Origin of the sequence: Bradyrhizobium sp. CCGB20 (assembly GCF_024199855.1) — a bacterium.
Taxonomy (GTDB): Bacteria; Pseudomonadota; Alphaproteobacteria; order Rhizobiales; family Xanthobacteraceae; genus Bradyrhizobium.
Genome location: NZ_JANADN010000001.1, coordinates 1,218,577 through 1,241,686, shown reverse-complemented (window position 1 = coordinate 1,241,686; position 23,110 = coordinate 1,218,577). Strand labels below are relative to the sequence as shown.

The following is a 23,110-nucleotide window of genomic DNA, read 5'->3' as shown; positions in this document are numbered from 1 at the left end:
GCAGGCCCAAACGGAGAAAAAGACACATGGCTCGGATCACGTTGCGTCAATTGCTCGACCATGCGGCTGAGAACGATTACGGCGTACCGGCCTTCAACATCAACAACATGGAGCAGGCGCTGGCGATCATGGACGCGGCCAACACGGTCGACGCGCCGGTCATCATCCAGGCCTCGCGCGGTGCGCGCTCCTACGCCAACGACATCATGCTCAAGCACATGATGGACGCGGTCACCGAGATCTATCCGCACATTCCGGTCTGCGTGCATCTCGACCACGGCAACGAGGCCGCGACCTGCATGACCGCGATCCAGGCCGGCTTCACCTCGGTGATGATGGACGGCTCGCTCAAGGCCGACGGCAAGAGCCCGGCCGACTGGAACTACAATGTCGGCGTCACCAAGACCGTGACCGACATGGCTCATCTCGGCGGCATCTCGGTCGAGGGTGAGCTCGGCGTGCTCGGCTCGCTCGAGACCGGCATGGGCGACAAGGAAGACGGCCACGGCGCCGAAGGCAAGCTGAGCCACGACCAGCTCCTGACCAATCCGGACGAAGCCGTGAAGTTCGTCCAGGAGACCAAGGTCGACGCGCTCGCGATCGCGATGGGGACTTCTCACGGCGCCTACAAGTTCACCCGCAAGCCTGACGGCGACATCCTCGCCATGAAGGTGATCGAGGAGATCCACCGCAAGCTGCCGAACACGCATCTCGTGATGCACGGCTCCTCGTCCGTGCCGCAGGACCTCCAGGACATCATCAACGAGTTCGGCGGCAAGATGAAGCCGACCTGGGGCGTCCCGGTCGCCGAGATCCAGCGCGGCATCAAGAACGGCGTGCGCAAGATCAACATCGACACCGACAACCGCATGGCCATGACCGGCCAGATCCGCAAGGTGTTCAAGGAGCACCCGGAAGAGTTCGACCCGCGCAAGTACCTGAAGCCCGCGATGGAAGCGATGACCAAGCTGTGCAAGCAGCGGCTCCAGGAGTTCAACACCGCCGGCCAGGCCTCCAAGATCAAGAAGGTCCTGACCACCGCCGAGATGGCCAAGCGCTACGCCAAGGGCGAGCTCGACCCGAAGGTGGCGTGATCTATACCCCCCTCTCCCCGTTCTTACGGGGAGAGGGTCGGGGTGAGGGGCTCCCTCCGCGAATTGTGCCCTATCGATTAGACCTGCCCCCCTCCCCCGGTCGCTTCGCGCATAGCCGAAGCTCCGCTTCGGCGTTCTTAAAGACGGCCACCAAGGGCGGCCTATGCCTCTCCCCGCAAGCGGGGCGAGGTGAAGGGTCGCCCAGCCAGCCATTTACCCGACGACCTCCCGCCCCCTTTACCCTGCGACGAACGTTAACTCGGCAATTGCCCGAGAACCGTCTATTTTCACAGGCAAGGGCAGAATCGTTTTGGGAGGACCTCTCGATGAATCTGACTGAGCTCAACAGGATCGCGACCGCCATGGTCGCGCCCGGCAAGGGCATCCTTGCCGCCGACGAATCCTCCGGCACCATCAAGAAGCGGTTTGACGCGATCGGCGTGGAGTCGACCGAAGACAACCGCCGCGACTATCGCGAGATGCTGTTCCGGTCCAAGGAGGCCATGAGCCAGTGCATCTCCGGCGTGATCCTCTATGACGAGACGATCTGGCAGGACGCCAAAGACGGCACGCCGCTGGTCAAGCTGATCGAACAGAGCGGCGCCATTCCCGGCATCAAGGTCGACGAAGGCACGCAAGCCCTGCCGATGTGCCCGGGCGAGCTCGTCACCGTCGGGCTCGACAAGCTCGCCGAGCGGTTGAAGAAATATTACGAGCGCGGCGCGCGCTTCGCCAAATGGCGCGCGGTGATCGATATCGGCAGCGGCATCCCCTCGATGACCGCGATCAGCGTCAACGCCCACGCGCTGGCGCGCTATGCAGCACTGTGCCAGGCCGCGCAGATCGTGCCGATCGTCGAGCCGGAAGTGCTGATGGACGGCGATCACGACATCGACCGCTGCTTTGAGGTGACGACCCGCGTGCTCAACAAGACGTTCCAGGAGCTGCGCGTACAACGCGTCGCGCTCGAAGGCATGGTGCTGAAGCCGAACATGGCGATCTCTGGCAAGAAGTGCGCGAAGCAGGCGCCCGTCGAGGAAGTCGCGGAGAAGACCCTGCGGCTCCTGAAGGCGTGCGTGCCGGCGGCGGTGCCCGGCATCGCCTTCCTCTCCGGCGGCCAGTCGGACGAGGAGGCAACCGCGCATCTCAACGCCATGCACAAGCTCGGGCCGCTGCCCTGGGGCCTGACCTTCTCCTACGGCCGCGCGCTGCAGGCCGCACCGCAGAAGGCCTGGTCCGGCAAGCCCGAGAATGTCGCGGCCGGCCAAAGCGCATTCAGCCATCGCGCCCGGATGAATGGTCTGGCGTCCAAGGGCGAATGGCAAAGCAGCCTGGAAAAGAAGGCAGCCTAGATCTTGTCGAACAAATCGCCTCCGCCGCGCCCGGCGCCGCGCCTGTATCTCGCGACGCCTGTTGTCGATGATCCCGCGACGCTCGTTGCCGAGTTGCCGGACCTGCTCGCCTCTGCCGATGTCGCGGCCGTGCTGCTGCGGCTGAAGGAGACCGACCAGCGCACCATGATCACGCGCATCAAGGCCTTCGCGCCGCCGGTGCAGAAGGCGGGCGCTGCGCTGCTGGTCGACGGCCATGCCGAACTCGTCGCGCGCGGCGGCGCCGACGGCGCGCACCTCCCCGGCATCGCCGCGCTGAAAGAGGGACTGCCATCGCTCAAGCCGGATCGCATCGCCGGCGTCGGCGGGCTGACGACGCGGCACCATTCCATGGATGCGGGCGAGATCGGCGCCGACTATTTGCTGTTCGGCGAGCCCGACGCGAAGGGACAGCGCCCCTCGGCACAAGCGATTGCGGAGCGGCTGGACTGGTGGGCCGAACTGTTCGAGCCGCCCTGCGTCGGCTTTGCGACCTCGCTGGAAGAAGCCCACGACTTCGCTGCCAGTGGCGCCGATTTCGTGCTGGTCGGCGAATTCGTCTGGTCCGATCCGCGCGGTGCGAAGGCTGCGCTGATCGAGGTGGACGCTGCGATCAAGAAGGCCCATGCGACTGCGCTTGCGGGTCAGGAGCACGGCTAGCGCCCGACATGAAGCTCCAGTGCATCACCATCCTGGCCACGCTGCTGCTGACGGCGCCCGCGGCCGCGCAGCTCCAGATCACGCCGCCGGCGACGACGCCGAGCGCAGCGCCCGAGAAGCAGAAGCCCAAGCCGCACGCGCTCACGAAGAAGAAGGAGGCCGCGCCGGCACCGAAGCCTTCCGCCTCTCCCAAGCCGGCCGCTTCCCCCAAGCCGGCGCTGCCCGCGACCGTGATCCCCGCGCCGGCAACCGACAATCCCAACGTCGACCTGGTGTTCGGCGCCTATCAGCGCGGCCAGTACAAGACGGCGTTCGAGCTCGCTACCACCCGCGCGCAAGCTGGCGATCCCAAGGCGATGACCATGCTGGGCGAGCTCTATTCCAACGCCATGGGCATCCGCCGCGACTACGCCAAGGCGCTCGAATGGTACAAGCGCGCCGCCGACGCCGGCGACCGCGAGGCGATGTTCGCGCTCGCCATGCTGCGCATCTCCGGCCGCGGCGGCTCGGTCGACAAAGGCGAGGCGGTGAAGCTGATGGCTTCCGCCGCCAAGCTCGGCGAGCCCAAGGCGGCCTATAACCTTGCTTTGCTCTACCTCGACGGCCAGACCCTGCCGCAGGACGTCAAGCGTTCCGCCGAGCTGCTGCGCCAGGCGGCCGACGCCGGCCTGCCCGAGGCACAATACGCGCTCGCGACCTTCTACAAGGAAGGCACCGGCGTGCCGAAGGACCCGGAACGCGCGGTGCGACTGCTCCAGGCGGCATCGCTTGCGGACAATGTCGATGCCGAGGTCGAATACGCCATCGCCATGTTCAACGGCACCGGCACGCCGAAGAACCAGCCGGCCGCTGTGGCGTTGCTCCGCAAGGCCTCCCGCCAGGGCAGCGCGATCGCGCAGAACCGCCTGGCCTGGGTGCTGATCAACGGCATGGGCACCTCCACGGACAAGGTCGAGGGCTTTAAATGGCACCTGGTGGCGAAAACCTCCGGCAAGGGCGATCCGGAGCTCGACAAGCAATTGTCCGACCTGCCGGCCGAGGACCGGGCCAAGGCGGAGGCGGCCGCCAGAAAATGGCTCGGGACCAAATGACTTGACGTTAGGGCCCTCGCAGGGCACCCAATCCCCTCAATCAGGCGCGATTTCGCGCCATTTCCCCCGATCAAGACCAGAGCTCATGCTGTATTCCGCAACTATCAACGTCATGGTCAAGGCTGCGCGCCGCGCCGGCCGCAGCCTCAAGCGCGATCTCGGCGAGATCGAGCATCTTCAGGTCTCGCTGAAGGGGCCGGCCAATTTCGTCTCGCTGGCCGACAAGCGCGCCGAAGAGATCCTCTATCAGGACCTCGCCAAGGCCCGGCCCGGCTACGGCTTCATCGGCGAGGAAGGCGGCACCCGCGAGGGAAGCGACAAGAGCCATACCTGGATCGTCGATCCGCTCGACGGCACCACCAACTTCCTGCACGGCATCCCGCAATTCGCGATCTCGATCGGCCTCGTGCGCGAGGGCACGATCATTGCGGGCGTGATCTACAACCCCGCCAATGACGAGCTCTATATCGCCGAGCGCGGCAAGGGCGCCTTCCTCAACGACCAGCGCCTGCGCGTGGCCGGCCGCCGCCAGCTCAACGAATGCGTGGTGGCCTGCGGCCTGCCCCATATCGGCCGCGGCGACCACGAGGAATTCCGCCGCGAGATGACCGCGATCCAGGACCGCGTCGCAGGCCTGCGCCGTTTCGGCGCCGCCTCCCTCGACCTCGCCTTCGTCGCCGCCGGCCGTCTCGACGGCTATTGGGAGCGCAACCTGCAATCCTGGGACATCGCGGCAGGCATGCTGATGGTGCGCGAAGCCGGCGGAACGGTGAGCGACATCGCCACCCCGGGCGATGCGCTGGTGACCGGGCATGTGGTATGCGGCAACGAGTTCGTGCACGGGGAGTTGGTGAAGATCTTGCGGAAGTAGGAGGCCGTCGCACGACGGCTCGATGCGCAGCGGCTAAGCGTCGTCGTCCTCGTCGGATTCCTCGTCGCGGTACTCACCGCCGATGGTCAGGCCCTCGATCGTCGTGGCGCCTTTCGACTTGATCACCCGGCGAAGCGGGACCGAACTCTCGCTTCGCAATGCCTCCATCAGCTGCTCCGAATGGGTGACAATCCAGATGTCGGCGCGGCGTGATGCCTTGGCGATCAGCCGGGCCAGCGGCGCCAGCAGCGACGGATGCAGGCTGGTCTCGGGTTCGTTCAGCGCGATGAACGGCGGAAGCCGATAGCCCATGAACACCGCGAGCAGGCAAATGTACTTCAGCGTCCCGTCGGATAGTTCATGAGCCCTAAACGGCCGCGGCATATCCATCAGTTGCAGATCAAATTCACACCTGCCATTTTCTTCCCATGCGCGGAGCTCAGCGCCGGGGAATGCATCCTGGATTGCGTCCTGCAGGTCGGTGGCGTCTTCCCGAATGATGTAAAGTGTCGCCAGGGCCGCAGCCAAATCGACTCCATCGGCACTGAGCGAGGGCGTCGTGATCGCCAGACAGGGCTTCCGGATCGGTGACGCCGGATCGGTGCGAAAGTCATGATAGAATCGCCAGCCCAGCATCGCGTTTCTGATCAAATCGATTTCAGGGCATTCCTTGCCATCGGAAAAACCCGCAAGGACGGTTTCTGACGGCAGCACCGCATCCTTGTGGCCATTCCAGGCACCGCTCTCGCCGCGGACGCTGACGAGCGAATTTTTCCGCTCCATCAGTTGAACCGTTCGTTTGCCCTGCGTCGTCTCGATGCTTTCGGCCTTGATCATCGGCTCACCGGAAAACGCCGCCTCTAGCGGGCCGGGAAATCCGAGCTCGATGGAATATCTCATCCCGTCGAATCTGGCCGACAACCGCAGTCGCCCATCTTCGCCGCGCTTGCGAATGCCGGACCAGCAGACCGAATTCAAGCCGCCTTCATCGGCGATCGTGCGCGTGATCCGCCCGGTCGCCGCGTCGCGCAACAGCGACAATGATTTGTAGAGATTGGATTTGCCGACACCGTTCTCACCCACAAACACGGACAAGGGGTGGATGGGTATGGAGAGCCGCCGAAGTGAGCGATAGTTCGAGATCGAAATTTCGGTCGGACGCATCACATGCTCTCGATCGGCGGGCTGTCTGTGCATTCGCCATGCAGTGCGAATACACATTCTTTCAATCCAGGGATGCAGTCTGGATTGACAATTCCGAGAAAGCAAGCCGAACGCCTGTTAGACGTCGCGCGACGTAGCGTCCAGTTCTGAAGCAATCAGGGCCGACCCGGCGTTCAGTGGCCGGCCCTTGCCGGCGCCGGCCGGCCGTGCGCCTCGCCTTCCTTCGCCACCTTCGGCTCCCGGTCCCCCGCCAGCACGCGCTGCACGGAGACGAAGAACACCGGCACCATCAGCAGCGCCAGGATCACCACGGCGATCATGCCGCCCATCACGATGCTGCCGAGCGCCTGCTGGCTGGCACCGCCGGCGCCGTGGGCGATCGCCATCGGCAGCACGCCGCAGATGAAGGCGAGACCGGTCATCAAAATAGGACGGAAGCGCAGGCGGCAGGCCTCGATGGTGGCTTCCACCAGCGGCTTGCCCTCCTTGCGCAGGTCCTTGGCGAACTCGATGATCAGAATCGCGTCCTTGGCGGCGAGACCGATGATGGTGATCAGGCCGACGGTGAAATAGACGTCGTTGGGCAGGCCGCGCAGCATCGCCGCGGCCACCGCGCCGACGATGCCGAGCGGCACCGTGAGCAGCACCGCGAGCGGAATGGTCCAGCTCTCGTAGAGCGCGGCAAGACAAAGGAACACCACGAACACCGACAGCGCCAGCAGGAACGGCGCCTGCGAGCCCGACAGCTTTTCCTGGAGCGACTGTCCGGTCCATTCATAGCCGAAGCCACGCGGCAACTTGCCAGCGAGCCGCTCCATCTCGGCGATGGCGTCGCCCGAGGTGAAGCCGGGCCTGGCCTCGCCGGAGATGCGGACCGCCGGATAATAGTTGAAGCCGGCGATCTGCGTCGGGCCGCGTGCCCATTCCACCGTGGCGAAAGAGGAGAACGGCACGAGCTGGCCGCGGCTGTTCTTGACGTTGTAGTTGAGGATGTCCTCGGTCCGCATGCGGTCGCGGGCATCCGCCTGCACCACGACGCGCTGCATGCGGCCGCGGTTCGGGAAGTCGTTGATGTAGTTCGAGCCGAGATTGGTCGAGATCGTGTTGTTGATGTCCTCGAAGGTGACGCCGAAGGCGCCGGCCTTCTCGCGGTCGATCACGAGATTGACCACGCCCGCCTCGGGCAGGCCCTCGATATAGACCTTCTGAAGCACGGAACTGGCATTGGCCTCCGCGATCAGCTGGTCGGCAGCGCGCATCAGCGCCGGATAGCCTTTCTGGCCGCGGTCCTGGAGGCGGAACGAGAAGCCCGAGGAGTTGCCGAGATTGTCGATCGGCGGCGGCTGCAACGCTGAGATTTTTGCGTCGCGGATCGACGACCCGAGATCGCGGTTGATGTCGTTGACGATCGCCGCGGCGGAGTCCTTCGGCCCGCGCTCCGACCAGTCCTTCAGCGTGATGAAGGCCTGCGCGGTGTTCATGCCCTGGCCGGAGAAGCTGAAGCCGGTGAGGAAGGTGACATCCTTCACGCCCGGCCGCTCGGCGAGATATTTCTCGACCTTCTCGATGACGGCCTCGGTGCGGGGATACGACGAATCCGACGGCGTCTGCACGTCGGTGGTGACGAAGCCCTGGTCGTCGATCGGCAGGAAGCCGCCGGGCAGGCTGACGAAGGCCCAGGAGAGACCTAACAGCAGCGCGACATAGACGAGCATCAGGCGGCCGGTGCGCTTCAGCGAGAAGCCGACGGTGCGGGAATAGCCTTCCTTGCCGCCTTCGAGCATGCGGTTGAACCAGCCGAACACGCCCCTCTTCGCATGACCGTGGCCGGCCGCGACGGGCTTGAGCAAGGTCGCGCACAGCGCCGGCGTCAGCGACAGCGCGAGGAAGGCGGAGAAGCCGATCGCGGCGACCATGGTCACCGAGAACTGGCGGTAGATGATGCCGACCGAGCCGGGGAAGAACGCCATCGGCACGAACACCGCCATCAGCACCAGCGTGATGCCGATGATGGCGCCCGATATCTGCGTCATCGCCTTCCGCGTCGCTTCCTTCGGCGGCAGGCCTTCCTCTGACATGATGCGCTCGACGTTCTCGACCACGACGATGGCGTCGTCGACGAGGATGCCGACCGCGAGCACCATGCCGAACATCGAGAGCATGTTGATGGAATAGCCGGCGAGCAGCAGCGTGGTACAGGCGCCAAGCAGCGCCACCGGCACCACGATGGTCGGGATGATGGTGTAGCGGATGTTCTGCAGGAACAGGAACATCACCACGAACACCAGCACCACGGCTTCGACCAGCGTCGTCAGCACCTTCTTGATCGAAGCTTCGACCACAGGCGTGATGTTGTAGGGGATCTCGTAGGAGATGTTGGCCGGGAAGAAGCGCGACAGCTCCTTCATCTTCTCCTCGACCGCGCTCGCGGTCGCCAGCGCGTTGCCGGTCGGCGACATCAGCACCGAGAGACCGGCGGTCGGCTTGCCGTTGAGGCGGGTGTTGAACTGGTAGCTGAGGCCACCGACCTCGATGCGTGCGACGTCGCGCAACCGCACGGTCGAACCGTCGGCATTGGCGCGCAGGATGATGGCGCCGAACTCGTCCGGGGACGAGAGCTGGCCCTTGACCAGCACCAGCGAGGAGGTGCGCTGGCTCGCGGTCGAGGGCTCGGCGCCGATGCTGCCCGAAGCGACCTGCGCGTTCTGCGCGGCGATCGCCTTGTTGACGTCGTCAGCGGTCAGCCCGTAGCCGACGAGCTTGGCCGGATCGACCCAGACGCGAAGCGAGCGTTCGGTCGAATAGAGCGTGGCGCGGCCGACGCCGGGGATGCGGCGGATCTCGCCGAGCACGTTGCGGATCATGAAGTCGCCGAGGCCGACTTCGTCGAGGCTGCCGTCGGTCGAGTTCAGCGTGATGATCTGGAGCACGGCGCTCGAGGCTTCCTCGATCAGGATGCCCTGCTGGATCACCGCGCGCGGCAGGCGCGCTTCGACGCGCTTGATGCGGTTCTGCACCTCGACGGAGGCGGCGCTGGTATCGGTGCCCGGCTGGAAATTGGCGATGATCTCGACCTGGCCGAGCGAGTCGCTGGTCGATTCGAAATTGAGGATGCCGGAGGCGCCGTTGAGCTCCTCCTCGATCAGCCGGGTGACGCTGTTGTAGAGGTTTTCGGGCGAGGCGCCGGGATAGCTGGTCGAGATCGAGATCGAGGGCGGCGCGATGATCGGATATTGCGCGATCGGCAGCAGCGGGACCGCAATCGCGCCGATCAAGCAGATGAACAGCGCGACCACCCAGGCGAAGATCGGCCTGTCGATGAAGAAACTCGCCATGGCGTGTTACCGCGTGAGCTTCTGGGCGTGCCGGTTGTCCGCGGTGGCGTCCGCTTCCGACCAGGATTGCGGTTTCACCTTGTCGCCGGCGGCGAACTTCTGGAAGCCTTCGACCACGACCTTGTCACCGGCCTTCAGGCCCTCGGTCACGAACCAGAGTCCGTCCTGCACCGAGCCCGTGCGCACCGGCTGCACCGCGATGTGGTTGTCGTCCTTGACGACGAACACCTCGCTGCCGCCGCCGCCATTGCGCTGGATCGCCTGCTGCGGCACCGCGATCGCGTCGCTGTCGAGACCCTGGTCGATGCGGACGCGGACATACATGCCCGGCAGCAGCTCGCGCTTGGGATTGCGGAATTCGCCGCGCAAGGTCACCTGGCCGGTATGGGCGTCGACCTTGGCGTCGGAGAACAACAGCTTGCCCTCGAGCGAATAAAGGGTGTTGTCGTCGAGCATGAGGTGCACCTTGGCGGCATCGGGCGCGATGCGCTCGAGGTCGCCGGTCTCGAAGGCGCGGCGGAGCTGGTTGAGCTCGGTCACCGACTGGGTGAAGTCGGCATAGATCGGATCGAGCTGCTGGATGCTGGCGAGGTTGGTCTCGTTCTGCACCGCGAGCGCACCCTCGCTGACGAGGGCCGCGCCGACGACGCCGTCGATCGGCGCCCGCACGGTCGCATAGTCGAGATTGAGCTTGGCGCGCGCGAGTTCCGCCTTGCGGCCTTCGACCTCGGCATGGGCCTGGCGCTCGGCCGCCACCGCCTTCTCGTTCTCGGCCTCGGGCGCGGCGCGCTGGCTGGTCAGCGTGGCGATGCGGTGCGCCTGCTGCTTGGCCTGCATCAGCGCAGCCTCGGCCTTCGTGAGCGCGGCCTCGTTGGCCATCACCTCGACCTCGAACGGACGCGGATCGATGCGATAGAGCGGGTCGCCCGCCTTCACCTCGCTGCCCTGGCGGAACAGGCGCTCGACCACGATCCCGGAGACGCGCGGCCGCACGTCGGAGACGCGCGTCGGCGCGATCCGGCCCGGCAGCTCGCGCACCACGGCGCGCGGCTGAGGCTTCACGATGACGATGCTGACATCAGGATCGGCGGGCTGGGCAGCGGAAACCGCAGAGACGGATTCGTCGCAGCCCACAAGCAGCGGCGTAAAGGCCGCGAGCATCATTGCAACGCATGCCGTTCGCGCGCGAAGTCCTGACATGAAGTTAAGTGCCCCGATGTTGTTGAAACTGGTTACGCTCGCGCTGGCCCGTTCTGGGCGATTCCGCGCGATGGATACCGCCAAAATAGAATGGACTTGCTGCGACGCAACGCATGTTGCGGGCGGCTCAATGTCACACGGCCTATGGCGCTGAGTTCAGGGCGCTTTTTGGGACTCACCGGATTGTGAGTCGGGTTCCATCAGCGCGCGCTGCGACAGAAGATCGCAATTACCCGGAAGCCTTCATCCGGTACTGGCTGACGCCCCATTCGGTTCCATCGGCGTAGCCGAACAGGCCTGACGTCGCGAGGAGGAACCAGCGCCAGCGCCGCACCCGCAGCCCGGTCTCCTCGCCGTGGAGCTTACGCAGGGACGCTTCGATCGTGTCACGATGCACATCGAAGTTGGCGAGCCAGTCGTTGGCGGTGCGCTGATAGTGCGTTCCGCTCCAGCACCATTCCTTCTCGATCGTGAAGAGGTCGCCGAATTGCCTGACGAGGTGATGGCTCGGCATCAGCCCGTCCGCAAAGACATGCTGCGCGATCCAGTCCTCGCGATTGGTGCGGTCGAACAGGTGGGAGCCGGAGCGATGGGTGACGATGTGCATGAAGAAGCGCCCGTCGGGCGCGAGCCATGACCGCGCGCGCGTCATCAGCTTGCGCCAGTTCATGATCTGCTCGAACATCTCGACCGAGACGATGCGGTCGAATGGCCCGTCGGGCGCGAACACGTTCATGTCCGCGGTGACCACGCGCAGGTTCAGGAGCCCGCGCAGCCGCGCCTGCTCCTCGACATAAGCGCGCTGGGCCTGCGAGCTCGACACTGCCGTCACCTTCGCGTGCGGAAACTGCCGCGCTATCCACAGCGACAGCGAGCCCCAGCCGCAGCCGAGCTCGAGGATGGTCTGGCCGTCGGCGAGGCCGGCGTGCGCGACGGTCTGGCGCAGCGCCTCCTCCTCCGCCTCCTGCAGCGTGCTCGCAGCGGACTTGTAGAAGCAGCACGAATATTTGCGGTTGGGGCCGAGCACCTCCGCAAAGAACGCCGCGGGCACCTCGTCATGCCCGGGATTGACGACATCCGCCTCCTCGGCGATCGGCCGCAGGATCATCCGCCCGGCGAAGGCGGCGTCGTCGGCCGCGCCCAGGGCGGACAGGCGCGCCGCCGTGCGCGAACACAGGCGCTGGATCGCGGCGCGAATCACGACATCCGGCAGCGGCACGCGATCAGCAGTCCCGATGATCGCGGAAACGACGCTCATGCGCCCCCCAAATGGCGAGCCTTTGCAGACACCTGCTTATCAAAGCGTGGCTTCCGGTCCGGGTTCCCCCAGCTCTCCACGAAATCGGCGCATCCGGCGCTTTTTTTGGGCTGGCGCTGTGCCATAGTGCGCCCCGCAAGCAAGTAACGGATGATACCGGCCATGCCGCCAGGCGCCTCGCCCCGCTCTTCCATGGATATCGAATATACCAAGCTGTCCTCGCCCAGCGTTTTCCTGGTCCGGATGCTGGTCTTTCTGGTGCTGTGCACCCTGGTCGGCGTGGTGCTCTACAAGCAGATCATCCAGGCCTTCTTCGCCAATCCCGGCCTCAACGCCCTGATCGGCGGCGTGCTGTTCATCGGCATCATCCTGGCCTTCCGCCAGGTGATCCGGCTCTACCCTGAAGTCTCCTGGGTCAACAATTTCCGCATCGCCGATCCCGGCCTTGCGCCGGCCCGGCATCCGAAACTGCTGGCGCCGATGGCCATGATCCTGGGCGGCGAGCGCACCGGGCGGATGACCATCACCCAGACGACCATGCGGCACCTGCTCGATTCGATCGCGACCCGCCTGGACGAGGCCCGCGATATCTCCCGCTACATGACCGGCCTGCTCGTCTTCCTCGGCCTGCTCGGCACCTTCTGGGGCCTGATCGAGACGGTCGGCTCGGTCGGCAAGGTGATCGACGGGCTCAAGGTCGGCGGCGATTCCGGCGCGCTGTTCGACACGCTGAAGGAGGGCCTCGCCGCCCCGCTCGGCGGCATGGGCATCTCGTTCTCGAGCTCGCTGTTCGGCCTCGCCGGCTCGCTGATCCTGGGCTTCCTCGACCTGCAATCGAGCCAGGCGCAGAACCGCTTCTACACCGATCTGGAAGACTGGCTCGCCACCACCGTGCGCGAATATGGTCGCGGCGAAGTCGCTGTCGCCGCCGGCGGCGGCGGCGTTGCCAGCGGTGAGCTCCAGGCCGCCGTCGAGCGCTTACGCTCCGTGCTCGAGGAAGGCAGCGCCAGCCGCGGCACCACGGCGGCCATGGCCAGCCTTGCCGAAGCCATCCAGGCGCTGGTCTCGCACATGCGGACCGAGCAGCAGATGATCCGCGAATGGGCCGACGGCCAGGGCGAGCAGAACCGCGAGATCCGCCGCCTGCTGGAGCGCATCGCGCGCCAGCCGGAAAAGGGCTAGGCGACTTAACATCGAGAGGCGACAATGGCTCTAGCGCGCGGCCGCCGCAGCGACGGCGCCTTCAACTACTGGCCCGGATTCGTCGACGCGCTGTCGACGCTGGTGCTGTCGATCGTGTTCCTGCTGTCGGTATTCCTGGTCGTGCAGTTCTTCCTGTCGCAGGAGGTCACCGGCAAGGACAAGGCGCTGGAGCAGCTCAACGCCAAGATCGCGCAACTCAACGAGCTCCTGTCGCTGGAAAAGCTCGGCAAGCTTACGCTCGACGACCAGGTCTCCTCCCTGAAGGCGGGCCTCGCGTCGGCCGAGACCGAGCGTGATCGCATCAAGGGCCTCTATGACGGCCTCGCTGCCGCCGGCAACGATGCGCAAGGCAAGACCTCGGAGCTCGGCAAGGCGCTGGACTCGGAGAAGGCGGTCTCGACGCGGGCACTGGCGCAGATCGAGGTGCTGAACCAGCAGATCAGCGCGCTGCGGCGGCAACTGGCGGCGCTGGAGGAGGCACTCGACGCCTCTGAAAAGCGCGACAAGGAATCGCAGAATCGCATCGCCGATCTGGGGTCCCGCCTCAATGTCGCTTTGGCGCAGCGCGTGCAGGAATTGTCGCGCTACCGCTCGGAGTTCTTCGGCCGCCTGCGCGCCATCCTCGGCAACCGTCCCGACATCCGCATCGTCGGCGACCGCTTCGTGTTCCAGTCCGAAGTGTTCTTCGACACCGGACAGGCGGTGCTACTGCCCGAGGGCCGCGCCGAGCTCGACACTTTGGCAGCCGCGCTGATTGAGCTCGACAAGAAGATCCCGAGCGATATCCCCTGGGTGCTGCGCGTCGACGGCCACACCGACATACGCCCCGTCAGTGGTGCGAACTTCAAGTCGAACTGGGACCTGTCTGCGGCCCGCTCGATCTCGGTGGTGCAGTATCTGATCTCGCTCGGCGTGCCCGCCCAGCGCCTCGTCGCGGCCGGCTTCGGCGAATTCCAGCCGCTCGACCCCGGCAACACGGAAGAAGCCTACAAGCGCAATCGCCGCATCGAGCTGAAGCTGACGGAGCGGTAGTGAGCGCGCTCCACCTCCGCCCCTACCGCCCAGAGGACGAAACCGCCTCGATCGACCTCTGGCATCGCACCTGGCAGCAGGCCTATCCGCAGATCGATTTTGCCGCGCGGCTGGAATGGTGGCGCGAGCGCTGGCGCAAGGATCTGGTGCCGAACGCCTCGATCGTGGTCGCCGAACAGGACGGCGTGCTGACCGGCTTCGTGACCATCGACGGCGAAGGCTATCTCGACCAGCTCGTGGTCGATCCCGATCACTGGGGCTCGGACGCGGCGCGGCTGCTGGTCGACGAGGCCAAGCGCCTGTCGCCGTCGGGCATCACGCTGCTCGTCAACAAGGACAACACCCGCGCCATCCGCTTCTACGAGCGCAACGGCTTTGCGCATGCCGGCGACGATGTGAACCCGACCTCGGGACGGCCGGTGCTGAAGATGGCATGGCGGGCGTGATTCTGGCGGGGTGACGCCTGTCACGCAGGGATCTTCTCGCGTCGGTTATTCGTTGTCCCAGTGATGGCAGGCGAATGGAGACGATCGATGCGGCTGAGCGACCTGGCCAAGGGGTCTTCGGTCTTTCTGGGCGTCATCGTCGCCGGATTTTTGTCGACGACCTATGTCGACCAGCGCTTTGCTGCGGCGGCGAGCGCGCCTGCCTCGACGAGCAGCCCCGATCCAACGATCGGCCCTGCGTCATCGGCCTGCGTCGGTGAAGACGGGAGCTGGAAGAACTGGCTGTGGCCGAACGTGCCGACGCTGTCGCCGAAGTGCCGGTAGACCTGCTCGACGGCGTGGTGCGAAGCCCTCTCCAACGTCATTGCGAGGAGCCCTTGCGACGAAGCAATCCAGAATCCTTCCGCAGAAGTAGTCTGGATTGCTTCGCTTCGCTCGCAATGACGGGATCGTGGGACGTGTGAACATGGCGGCTCCGGCCGCCTCACGCGCCCTCGAACTGCAACCTCGCCAGCCGCGCATAGAGCCCGTTCGCGGCCACCAGCTCGGCATGCGTGCCCTGCTCGACGATCTTGCCCTGGTCCATCACCAGGATGCGGTCGCAGGAGAGGACAGTGGCGAGGCGATGCGCGATCACCAGGGTGGTGCGGTGGCTCATCAGCTCTTCCAGCGCGGTCTGCACCAGCGTCTCGCTTTCGGCATCGAGTGCGGAGGTGGCTTCGTCGAGCAGCAGCAGCGGCGCATCACGCAGGATGGCGCGTGCGATCGCGATACGCTGGCGCTGGCCGCCGGAGAGCGTCACGCCACGTTCGCCGAGCGGAGTGTCGAAGCCTTCGGGCAGGCGGCGGATGAACTCGGTGGCATGCGCGAGCTCGGCGGCGCGCTCGACCTCGGCATCGGTCGCATCGGGCCGGCCGAAGCGGATGTTCTCGCGGGCGCTCGCGGCGAACACGTTCGATTCCTGCGGCACCAGCGCGATGCGCGAGCGGAAGTCGCGCGGGTCGGCGGACTTGACCGGCACGCCGTCGAGCGAGATCGCACCGCCCCTCGGATCGTAGAAGCGCAGCAGGAGGTGAAAGATGGTGCTCTTGCCGGCGCCGGACGGGCCGACGATCGCAACTTTCTCGCCGGGCCGCACCGCAAACGATACGGCATCGAGCACATTGACGTCGGGCCGCGCCGGATAAGCGAAGCTGACTTGATCGAAACCGACCTCGCCGCGCGCCGGCACCGGCAGTGCGCGCGGTGATACGGGCGCCTTGATCTCGGGCTGCACATGCAGGATCTCGAACAGGCGCTCGGCCGCGCCGGAGGCAGCCGAGACCTCGCCCCAGACCTCGCTGAGCTGGCCGAGGCCGGCCGCGGCGAAGGCCGCATAGAGCACGAACTGGCCGAGACGACCCGGCGAGATCGTGCCGATCAGCACGTCGTGCGAGCCGATCCAGAGGATGCCGACCACGCTTGCGAACACGATGAAGATGACGATGGCGGTGAGCACGGCACGCGCCTGCGTCGAGGTGCGCGCGGCTTCATAGGCCTGCTCGACCTCGCCGCCGAACCGCTTCTCGGCAAGCCCCTCGCTGGTATAGGCCTGCACGGTGCGGATCGCGCCGACCAGCTCGGCCGCATAGGCGGAAGCGTCCGCAAGCGTGTCCTGCGCATTGCGCGACAGCCGCCGCACCCAGCGTCCGAAGGCGACCAGCGGCAGCACGATCAGGGGAATGGCGAGCAGCACGAAACCGGAGAGACGCGGGCTGGTGATCACCATCATCGCGGTGGCACCGAAGAACATCATCAGGTTGCGCAGCGCGATCGAGACGGAGGCGCCGACCGCGGATTTGATCTGGGTGGTGTCGGCCGTGAGCCGCGACACCAGCTCGCCACTGCGCGCGGAATCGAAGAAGGCCGGCGAGAGCGAGAGCAGATGGGCGAAGACGTCGCGGCGGAGATCGGCGACAATGCGCTCGCCGATCGTCATCACGAGGTAGTAGCGCGCCGCGCTTGCGAGCGCGAGCACGGCCACGACCGCGATCATCACCGAGAAGTAGCTGTTGATCAGCGCGATGCCCTCAGGCGTCAGGCCGAAATCGATCATCCGGCGCACCGCGACCGGCACCAGCAGCGTCGTCAGCGCCGCGACCGTGAGGGCGACGAAGGCCAGCGCGGCGCGGCCGCGATAGCGGGCCACATAGGGCGCGAGCGCGAGCAGCGGCCGCAGCTTGGCGCGGCCCTTGGCAGGCTGCTCGATCAGCTCGACTTCGATTGACGGGGCCTCCGCCGGCGCGGTGTCGCGTTCGTCGCGATACTGGTCGTCAAGCCGTTCCACAGCGCTCATGAGATCGGACCCAAGGGAGACAAGTTAGCTCCACATAGGCCGGTGCAGGGGGAGTGGCAAATCCGGGATGTCCCTTAGGGGGCGGCCCGGTTCTGCTTTGCCCACAATGGCTTGTTTTAAGGGGTCCGCTGGGGTATAGACCCCGCCAAATCCGTCATTCGATAGCCACTCAAGCAAGGCGCCGGGCGCCCTAGGAATTGCCATGAAAGCCGAAATTCATCCGAATTATCATACGATTAAGGTCGTGATGACCGACGGAACCGAGTACCTGACCCGCTCCACCTGGGGCAAGGAAGGCGACACGCTGAACCTCGACATCGACCCGAAGTCGCACCCGGCCTGGACCGGCGGCAACGCCCAGATGCTCGATCGCGGCGGCCGCGTCTCGCGCTTCCAGAAGAAGTTTTCGGGCTTTCTCAAAAAGGATTGATCCCGCCGCAAGGCTGGAACGAAAAACGCCCCCGGCAGACCGGGGGCGTTTTTGTTTTGAGGGATCTAGACCAGGACCGAGGAGCCGTAGGGTGGGCAAAGCGAAGCGTGCCCACGCAGTTTCCGCGATTGAGAGAGATGGTGGGCACGGCGCGTTGCGCCTTTGCCCACCCTACGGCACCGGTGAGCTTACCGCTCGAACGCGGCCTTCAGCGCGTTGAGCTGCGGCACCAGCGGGTTGCCGATCGCCACGTATTCGACCGGCGGGGTGTGGATGGTGGTGTCGAGGCGGCGCACGCGGGTCTGCAGGCTCATCGAGCGATGGATCAGGTCCTGGAGCTGCGAGGGCAGCTTCTCGATGGTGTCGGACGGGCCGGGATCGGCGGCGGTGAGCTTGACCTTGGTCTTCTCGCGATTGGCCTGGACCAGCGTCATCTCGCCTTCCTTCACCGCGCGGTGCAGCAGCAGCCACGAGGCCAGCTGCATCAGGCGGGTGGTCAGACGCATGCTCTCGGTCGCATAGGTGAGGCTGACGGCGCGATCGAGCGCCTTGGCCTCGCTGCGGCCGGCGCCATCGAGATAGGCGGCGGTCTCCTCGACGAGGTCCATGCCCTCACGAAACAGGACGCCGAACGCCGCAGAATTGGTGAATCGCTCGCTGAGTTGAACGAGAGCACCTTCGGCTTGCAAACGTTCCATGGTTAACGCCCCTTACGCAACTGTTTACCTGTCCGGCTTTGGCGCCGGCTTATGATGAACAAATCATTGCGCGCTGGGAGCGCGGAGTCCAGCGACAAGCGCGGATATGGTTTCCGCGGGTCTTTCCTCAGAATTCAACCGGAACGAGACGCAAAAACGAAGCAGGCGCAAAAAAAGAGCCGCCGGAGACCGGCGGCTTTGAAAGTTGATAACAGGGAGGCGTCAAACAGAGTGGACAGGAGCCACTCGGTGTCCAAACGAGGACAGTTCCAGTCATAAACCCGAAAGCTTAATCGCGAGTAAACGAACTAATTTTTTGAGGGTTCGTTAGCCATGTCGTTCAGTGGCCGAGTGCGCTGCGGAACAAAGTGGCCGGCGAGCGAAGCGCTATCCCCTCATGGTGAGGAGCGCGCATCGCGCGCGTCTCCGGACGATGCTGCGCATCGCCGGGCGAAACATGCAGGCCCCGACGTCACCCGTGGCCATCCTTCGAGACGACCGCTGCGCAGCCTCCTCAAGATGAGGACCGTGCAGTTGGCCAGCTTCAAACCAGAGCCGACCCTACTTCTTGAAAAAACTATCCGCCGCATCGCGCGAGGCGCGCTTCCTGGTGGCGGCTTCTTCCAGCCTGGCGATCTCGGTGTTCAGCAGGGCGACGCGCTCGGTCAGTTCCTCGACCGACAACAGTGAGAGATCCTGTCCGATTTCATGGCTGATCTTCTTGCGCGGCTTATCGTCGTCTTCCGTCGGCATCGTCGTTCCTCCTGCGTTCGCATCACAAGCGGCTGAAGCGGTTGCCAGTCTGGACCGCGCTGGCTAAGCAATGGCCTCGTTTCATCCCGCACCTTTGCTCAAGGACACATCATGGACAAGCTGCCCGCGCAAATGACCGTGGTCGCCATCTCCAAGCCCGGCGGACCGGAGGTGCTGGTGCCGGAACAACGGGCGCTGCCGCAGCCCGGTCCGGACGAGATCCTGGTCAAGGTGCAGGCCGCAGGCGTCAACCGGCCCGACGTGGCGCAGCGCTCCGGCGCCTATCCGCCGCCGCCCGGCGCCAGCGACCTGCCCGGCCTCGAGATCGCCGGCGAAGTGGTCGCCGTCGGCAGCAACGCCAAGCGGCACAAGGTCGGCGACACCGTGATGTCGCTGGTCGCCGGCGGCGGCTATGCGCAGTACTGCATCGCTCAGGACGCCCAGGCGATGAGCGTGCCGCCGGCGCTGTCGATCAAGGAAGCCGGCGCGCTGCCGGAAACCCTGATGACGGTCTGGCACAACGTGTTCGAGCGCGGCGGCCTGAAGGCCGGCGAGACGCTGCTGATCCATGGCGGCTCCTCCGGCATCGGCACCATGGCGATCCAGCTTGCGAAAGCCTTCGGCGCGAAGGTGTTCGTCACCGTGGGATCGCAGGACAAGATCGATGCATGCCTCAAGCTCGGGGCCGACCGGGCCATCAACTACAAGACCGAGGACTTCGTGGAGGTGGTCAAGGCCGAGACGAACAAGGCGGGCGTCAATCTGATCCTCGACATGGTTGCCGGCGAATATGTCGACCGCAACTATGACGCTGCCGCGGTCGACGGCCGCATCGTGCAAATCGCGACGCTCAACGGCCCCAAGGTCAGCGTCAACATCGCCAAGGTGATGGTGAAGCGCCTGACCCATACCGGCTCGACGCTGCGCCCCCGTAGTAATGCGGACAAGGCGGCGATGGTGGCCGCAATCGAGGCGAAAGTGATGCCGCTGCTGCGCGAAGGCCGCGTCAAGCCGCTGATGGACAGCACTTTCCCGCTGGAAAAGGCATCCGATGCGCACCGGCGCATGGAGACCTCGGCACATATTGGCAAAATTGTGTTGGAGGTCTAGGCCAGCGGCCCACAGAGCAAGGCGGAAACCCTTTGATTTTCCTCGCTTTCGTGGCATCTATCGCGACGCGCCGAACCATCTTGTTCCGTTCGGAAAACGCCTTGCACTGACGATCCTTCACTGAAGAGTTTGCGTCGAACGCGGAGAACTGACCTTGCGTCTGATCAGGTGCCTCGCGCCCATAGCGCTGGGCCTCATGATTCTCGTCGCCGCGTCCCCGGCGCGAGCGCTCGATGCCGTCAGCGTCCGCGGTGACGCGCCCGCGATCGACCTCACCGGCGTGCTCGAGCATCAGCGCAGTGACGCCGACCGCATCCAGGTCTCTACAGCACCCGGCACCGACGGCATCGTCCGCCGCATCGAGGTGCGCGCCCGCGAAGGCGGCCAGAACTGGATCGTGTTCGCGCTCGCCAACAACACCGACGACCAGCTCGACCGCCTGATCGTCGCCCCGCATTACCGCATCGTGTCCTCGGGCCTGTTGTGGCCCGACCTCGGCCTGTCGCGCATCGCGACCATCACGCCCTCGATCGGCGATCGGCCCGAGCGTCAGGAAAGTGCAACCGCCGACGTCTTCCGCGTCACGCTCGACCCCGGCGCCGTCGTCACCTTCGTCGCCGAGCTGCGCACCGACAAGCTGCCGCAGCTCTATCTGTGGGAGCCGGAAGCCTACAAGGACAAGGTCAACTCGTTCACGCTGTACCAGGGCATCGTGATCGGAATCTCCGGCCTGCTTGCGCTGGTGCTGACCATCCTCTTCGTGGTGAAGGGCAGCATCATGTTCCCGGCCGCTGCGGCGCTGGCCTGGGCGGTGCTGGTCTATATCGGCGTCGATTTCGGCTTCTGGGGCAAGGTGCTCGACATGTCGAACAACGCCGAGCGCATCTGGCGCGCGGCGGGTGAGGCGATCCTGGCGGCGACGCTGCTGGTGTTCCTGTTCGCCTATCTCAACCTCAGTCGATGGCACGTGCGCTATTCGCACATCACCGTGGGCTGGCTCGCGTTCCTGGGCTCCCTCGTCGCGCTCGCCTTGTTCGATCCGGCCGTGGCCTCCGGCATCGCGCGCATCTCGCTGGTACTGATCGCCTTCGCCGGCTTCGCACTGATCGTCTATCTCTCCACCCACGGCTTCGACCGCGCCGTGCTGCTGATCCCGACCTGGTTCCTGCTGGTGGTCTGGGTGGTCGCGGCCGGCATGACGGTCGCGGGCTCCGTCACCAACGACATCGTCGGCCCGGCCCTGCTCGGCGGCCTCGTGCTGATCGTGATGCTGATCGGCTTCACGGTGATGCAGCACGCCTTTGCCGGCGGCGGCGCCACCACGGGCGTCGTCTCCGACATCGAGCGGCGGGCGCTGGCGCTGGCCGGTTCCGGCGATCTGATCTGGGACTGGGACGTCTCCGCCGACAAGGTTTTCACCAGCCCCGAAACCGAGGCCCTGCTCGGCCTCAAGCGCGGCACGCTGGAAGGCCCGGCCGCGTCGTGGCTCGAGGTGCTGCATCCGCTCGACCAGGACCGCTTCCGCGCCGCGCTGGACAGCGTGCTCGACCAGCGCCGCGGCCGCCTGGTGCAGGATTTCCGCCTGCGCACGCCGGACGGCCATTTCATGTGGTTCGCGCTGAAGGCGCGCCCGGTGGTCGGCTCGGACGGCGAGGTCTCGCGCGTGGTCGGCACGCTCACCGACGTCACCGAGCTGCGCAATGCCGAGGAGCGCCTGCTGCACGATTCCGTGCATGACAACCTCACCGGCCTGCCCAACCGCAAGCTGTTCATGGACCGGCTGGGTGCTGTCGCGCATTTCGCCAAGACCATGCCGACGCTGCGGCCGACGCTGATGGTGATCGACCTCGACCGCTTCAAGCAGGTCAACGATTCCGTCGGCATCGCGGTCGGCGACTCGATCCTGCTGACGCTGGCCCGCCGCCTCACCCGCATCCTGAAGCCGCAGGACACGCTGGCGCGGCTTGCCGGCGACCAGTTCGGCCTGATCCTGCTCTCGGAGCAGGACCCCGCCCGCATCACCGCCTTCGCCGAGACCATCCGCAAGACCATCCGCGCCCCGATCGCCTTCAACGACCGCGAGATCTTTCTCACGGCCTCGATCGGGCTCGCGCTGTCCGACCCGCAAGTCCAGCTCACCGACGAGATCATCAAGGACGCTGAGCTGGCGATGTATCATTCCAAGCGCATCGGCGGCGACCGCATCGACGTCTACAAGCCCGCGATGCGCGCGCGAAAGACCGACCGCCTGACGCTGGAGAGCGAGCTGCGCCGCGCCATCGAGCGGCAGGAGCTCACGATCCTGTACCAGCCGATCGTGCGGCTGGAAGATCGTTCGATCGCCGGTTTCGAGGCGCTGGCGCGCTGGGATCACCCGAAGCTCGGTCGCATGGCGCCGTCGGAATTCATCAGCATCGCGGAAGAGACCGGGCTGATCGTCGACCTCGGCATGTTCGTGCTCGACCAGACTGCCAAGCAGCTCTCGATCTGGCAGCGCGCGATGCGCTCGCGCGAGCCGATCTTCGCAAGCGTGAACGTGTCCTCGCGGCAATTGCTGCGCCACGATCTGATCCACGACATTCGCACCGTGCTGTCGCGCTCCTCGGTGGCACGCGGCACGCTGAAGCTGGAATTGACGGAATCGCTGGTGATGGAGAACCCGGAGCACGCGGCCCAGATGCTGACGCGCATCCGCGAGCTCGGCACCGGGCTGTCGCTCGACGATTTCGGCACCGGGCATTCCTCGCTGGCCTACCTCCAGCGTTTCCCGTTCGACACGATCAAGATCGACCAGTCCTTCGTGCGCACCACCAACCGCGGCACCCGCCCGGTGATCCTGAAGTCGATCATCGCGCTCGCGCACGACCTCGGCATGGACGTGGTCGCGGAAGGCGCCGAGACCGATTCCGACGCGGTCGAGCTCTACCAGATGGGCTGCGAATACGCGCAGGGCTTTGCCTTCGGCGAGCCGATGGATGCGGACGCGGCGATGCGCCTGCTGACGGAAGTCCGGCTGGAAGCGGCGAGCTGATCGCTTCAGACAGGGCGTTGATTGCCCGA

The 23,110-nt window shown here is 65.6% G+C and carries 19 protein-coding genes; 12 read left to right on the top strand and 7 right to left on the bottom strand.

Translation table 11 applies throughout. From position 1 onward, the window contains the following. The first annotated feature begins 26 nt into the window (after nucleotides 1-26). From fba to NLM15_RS05730, 5 genes are all read left to right on the top strand, one after another. Nucleotides 27-1,094: a class II fructose-bisphosphate aldolase gene (gene fba / locus NLM15_RS05750; RefSeq protein WP_254116072.1), complete on the top strand. Its 1,068-nt coding sequence runs from the start codon at nucleotides 27-29 to the stop codon at nucleotides 1,092-1,094. A 326-nt stretch (nucleotides 1,095-1,420) separates the two neighbouring features. Beyond that, nucleotides 1,421-2,446 (top strand): class I fructose-bisphosphate aldolase, encoded by a 1,026-nt coding sequence (locus NLM15_RS05745; RefSeq protein WP_254116071.1) that lies wholly within the window; start codon nucleotides 1,421-1,423, stop codon nucleotides 2,444-2,446. Between the two features lie 3 nt (nucleotides 2,447-2,449). Further along, complete coding sequence (locus NLM15_RS05740) at nucleotides 2,450-3,124, top strand: thiamine phosphate synthase (protein WP_254116070.1); 675 nt, start codon at nucleotides 2,450-2,452, stop codon at nucleotides 3,122-3,124. An 8-nt stretch (nucleotides 3,125-3,132) separates the two neighbouring features. Then, a complete protein-coding gene (locus NLM15_RS05735) occupies nucleotides 3,133-4,215 on the top strand; it encodes an HcpA family protein (protein WP_254116069.1) in 1,083 nt (360 codons plus the stop codon). Nucleotides 4,216-4,300: 85 nt separating this feature from the next. Beyond that, nucleotides 4,301-5,086, top strand: a complete 786-nt coding sequence (locus NLM15_RS05730) for an inositol monophosphatase family protein (protein ID WP_254116068.1) — start codon at nucleotides 4,301-4,303, stop codon at nucleotides 5,084-5,086. Between the two features lie 33 nt (nucleotides 5,087-5,119). On the opposite strand, the gene NLM15_RS05725 is transcribed toward NLM15_RS05730, so the two are convergent. From NLM15_RS05725 to NLM15_RS05710, 4 genes are all read right to left on the bottom strand, one after another. Continuing rightward, nucleotides 5,120-6,250, bottom strand: coding sequence for an AAA family ATPase (locus tag NLM15_RS05725; protein WP_254116067.1), 1,131 nt, complete (start codon nucleotides 6,248-6,250; stop codon nucleotides 5,120-5,122). Between the two features lie 173 nt (nucleotides 6,251-6,423). Further along, entirely contained in the window at nucleotides 6,424-9,585 is a 3,162-nt protein-coding gene (locus NLM15_RS05720) for a multidrug efflux RND transporter permease subunit (RefSeq protein WP_254116066.1), read from the bottom strand. Between the two features lie 6 nt (nucleotides 9,586-9,591). Continuing rightward, nucleotides 9,592-10,785 (bottom strand): efflux RND transporter periplasmic adaptor subunit, encoded by a 1,194-nt coding sequence (locus NLM15_RS05715; protein ID WP_254116065.1) that lies wholly within the window; start codon nucleotides 10,783-10,785, stop codon nucleotides 9,592-9,594. A gap of 229 nt (nucleotides 10,786-11,014) precedes the next feature. Further along, complete coding sequence (locus NLM15_RS05710) at nucleotides 11,015-12,043, bottom strand: cyclopropane-fatty-acyl-phospholipid synthase family protein (protein WP_254116064.1); 1,029 nt, start codon at nucleotides 12,041-12,043, stop codon at nucleotides 11,015-11,017. Nucleotides 12,044-12,205: 162 nt separating this feature from the next. Between NLM15_RS05710 and NLM15_RS05705 the strand changes: the two genes are divergently transcribed. The 4 genes from NLM15_RS05705 to NLM15_RS05690 all read left to right on the top strand — a co-directional run bounded on the left by NLM15_RS05705 (nucleotide 12,206) and on the right by NLM15_RS05690 (nucleotide 15,048). Next, a complete protein-coding gene (locus NLM15_RS05705; RefSeq protein ID WP_254116063.1) occupies nucleotides 12,206-13,225 on the top strand; it encodes a flagellar motor protein MotA in 1,020 nt (339 codons plus the stop codon). Nucleotides 13,226-13,249: 24 nt separating this feature from the next. After that, nucleotides 13,250-14,278, top strand: coding sequence for a peptidoglycan -binding protein (locus tag NLM15_RS05700; RefSeq protein ID WP_254116062.1), 1,029 nt, complete (start codon nucleotides 13,250-13,252; stop codon nucleotides 14,276-14,278). Then, nucleotides 14,278-14,724 carry a GNAT family N-acetyltransferase gene (locus NLM15_RS05695; RefSeq protein WP_254116061.1) on the top strand — a complete coding sequence of 149 codons (447 nt, stop codon included), beginning with the start codon at nucleotides 14,278-14,280 and terminating at the stop codon, nucleotides 14,722-14,724. The genes NLM15_RS05700 and NLM15_RS05695 overlap by 1 nt, the downstream gene beginning before the upstream one ends. A gap of 87 nt (nucleotides 14,725-14,811) precedes the next feature. Continuing rightward, nucleotides 14,812-15,048 carry a hypothetical protein gene (locus tag NLM15_RS05690; RefSeq protein ID WP_254116060.1) on the top strand — a complete coding sequence of 79 codons (237 nt, stop codon included), beginning with the start codon at nucleotides 14,812-14,814 and terminating at the stop codon, nucleotides 15,046-15,048. Between the two features lie 160 nt (nucleotides 15,049-15,208). Here NLM15_RS05690 and NLM15_RS05685 read toward each other — a convergent pair whose 3' ends face one another. Further along, entirely contained in the window at nucleotides 15,209-17,059 is a 1,851-nt protein-coding gene (locus tag NLM15_RS05685; protein ID WP_254116059.1) for an ABC transporter ATP-binding protein/permease, read from the bottom strand. 202 nt (nucleotides 17,060-17,261) lie between these two features. On the opposite strand from NLM15_RS05685, the gene rpmE reads away from it, so the two are divergent. Further along, complete coding sequence (gene rpmE, locus NLM15_RS05680) at nucleotides 17,262-17,489, top strand: 50S ribosomal protein L31 (RefSeq protein ID WP_008137002.1); 228 nt, start codon at nucleotides 17,262-17,264, stop codon at nucleotides 17,487-17,489. Between the two features lie 188 nt (nucleotides 17,490-17,677). Here rpmE and NLM15_RS05675 read toward each other — a convergent pair whose 3' ends face one another. Next, nucleotides 17,678-18,187, bottom strand: a complete 510-nt coding sequence (locus NLM15_RS05675; protein ID WP_254116058.1) for a DUF1465 family protein — start codon at nucleotides 18,185-18,187, stop codon at nucleotides 17,678-17,680. Nucleotides 18,188-18,748: 561 nt separating this feature from the next. Then, nucleotides 18,749-18,940, bottom strand: a complete 192-nt coding sequence (locus NLM15_RS05670) for a DUF1192 domain-containing protein (protein WP_254116057.1) — start codon at nucleotides 18,938-18,940, stop codon at nucleotides 18,749-18,751. Between the two features lie 111 nt (nucleotides 18,941-19,051). Between NLM15_RS05670 and NLM15_RS05665 the strand changes: the two genes are divergently transcribed. Both NLM15_RS05665 and NLM15_RS05660 read left to right on the top strand, forming a co-directional pair. After that, on the top strand, nucleotides 19,052-20,050 hold the full coding sequence (locus tag NLM15_RS05665; RefSeq protein WP_254116056.1) for an NAD(P)H-quinone oxidoreductase: 999 nt from the start codon (nucleotides 19,052-19,054) through the stop codon (nucleotides 20,048-20,050). A gap of 154 nt (nucleotides 20,051-20,204) precedes the next feature. After that, a complete protein-coding gene (locus NLM15_RS05660; RefSeq protein ID WP_254116055.1) occupies nucleotides 20,205-23,081 on the top strand; it encodes an EAL domain-containing protein in 2,877 nt (958 codons plus the stop codon). The last annotated feature ends 29 nt before the right edge of the window (nucleotides 23,082-23,110 follow it).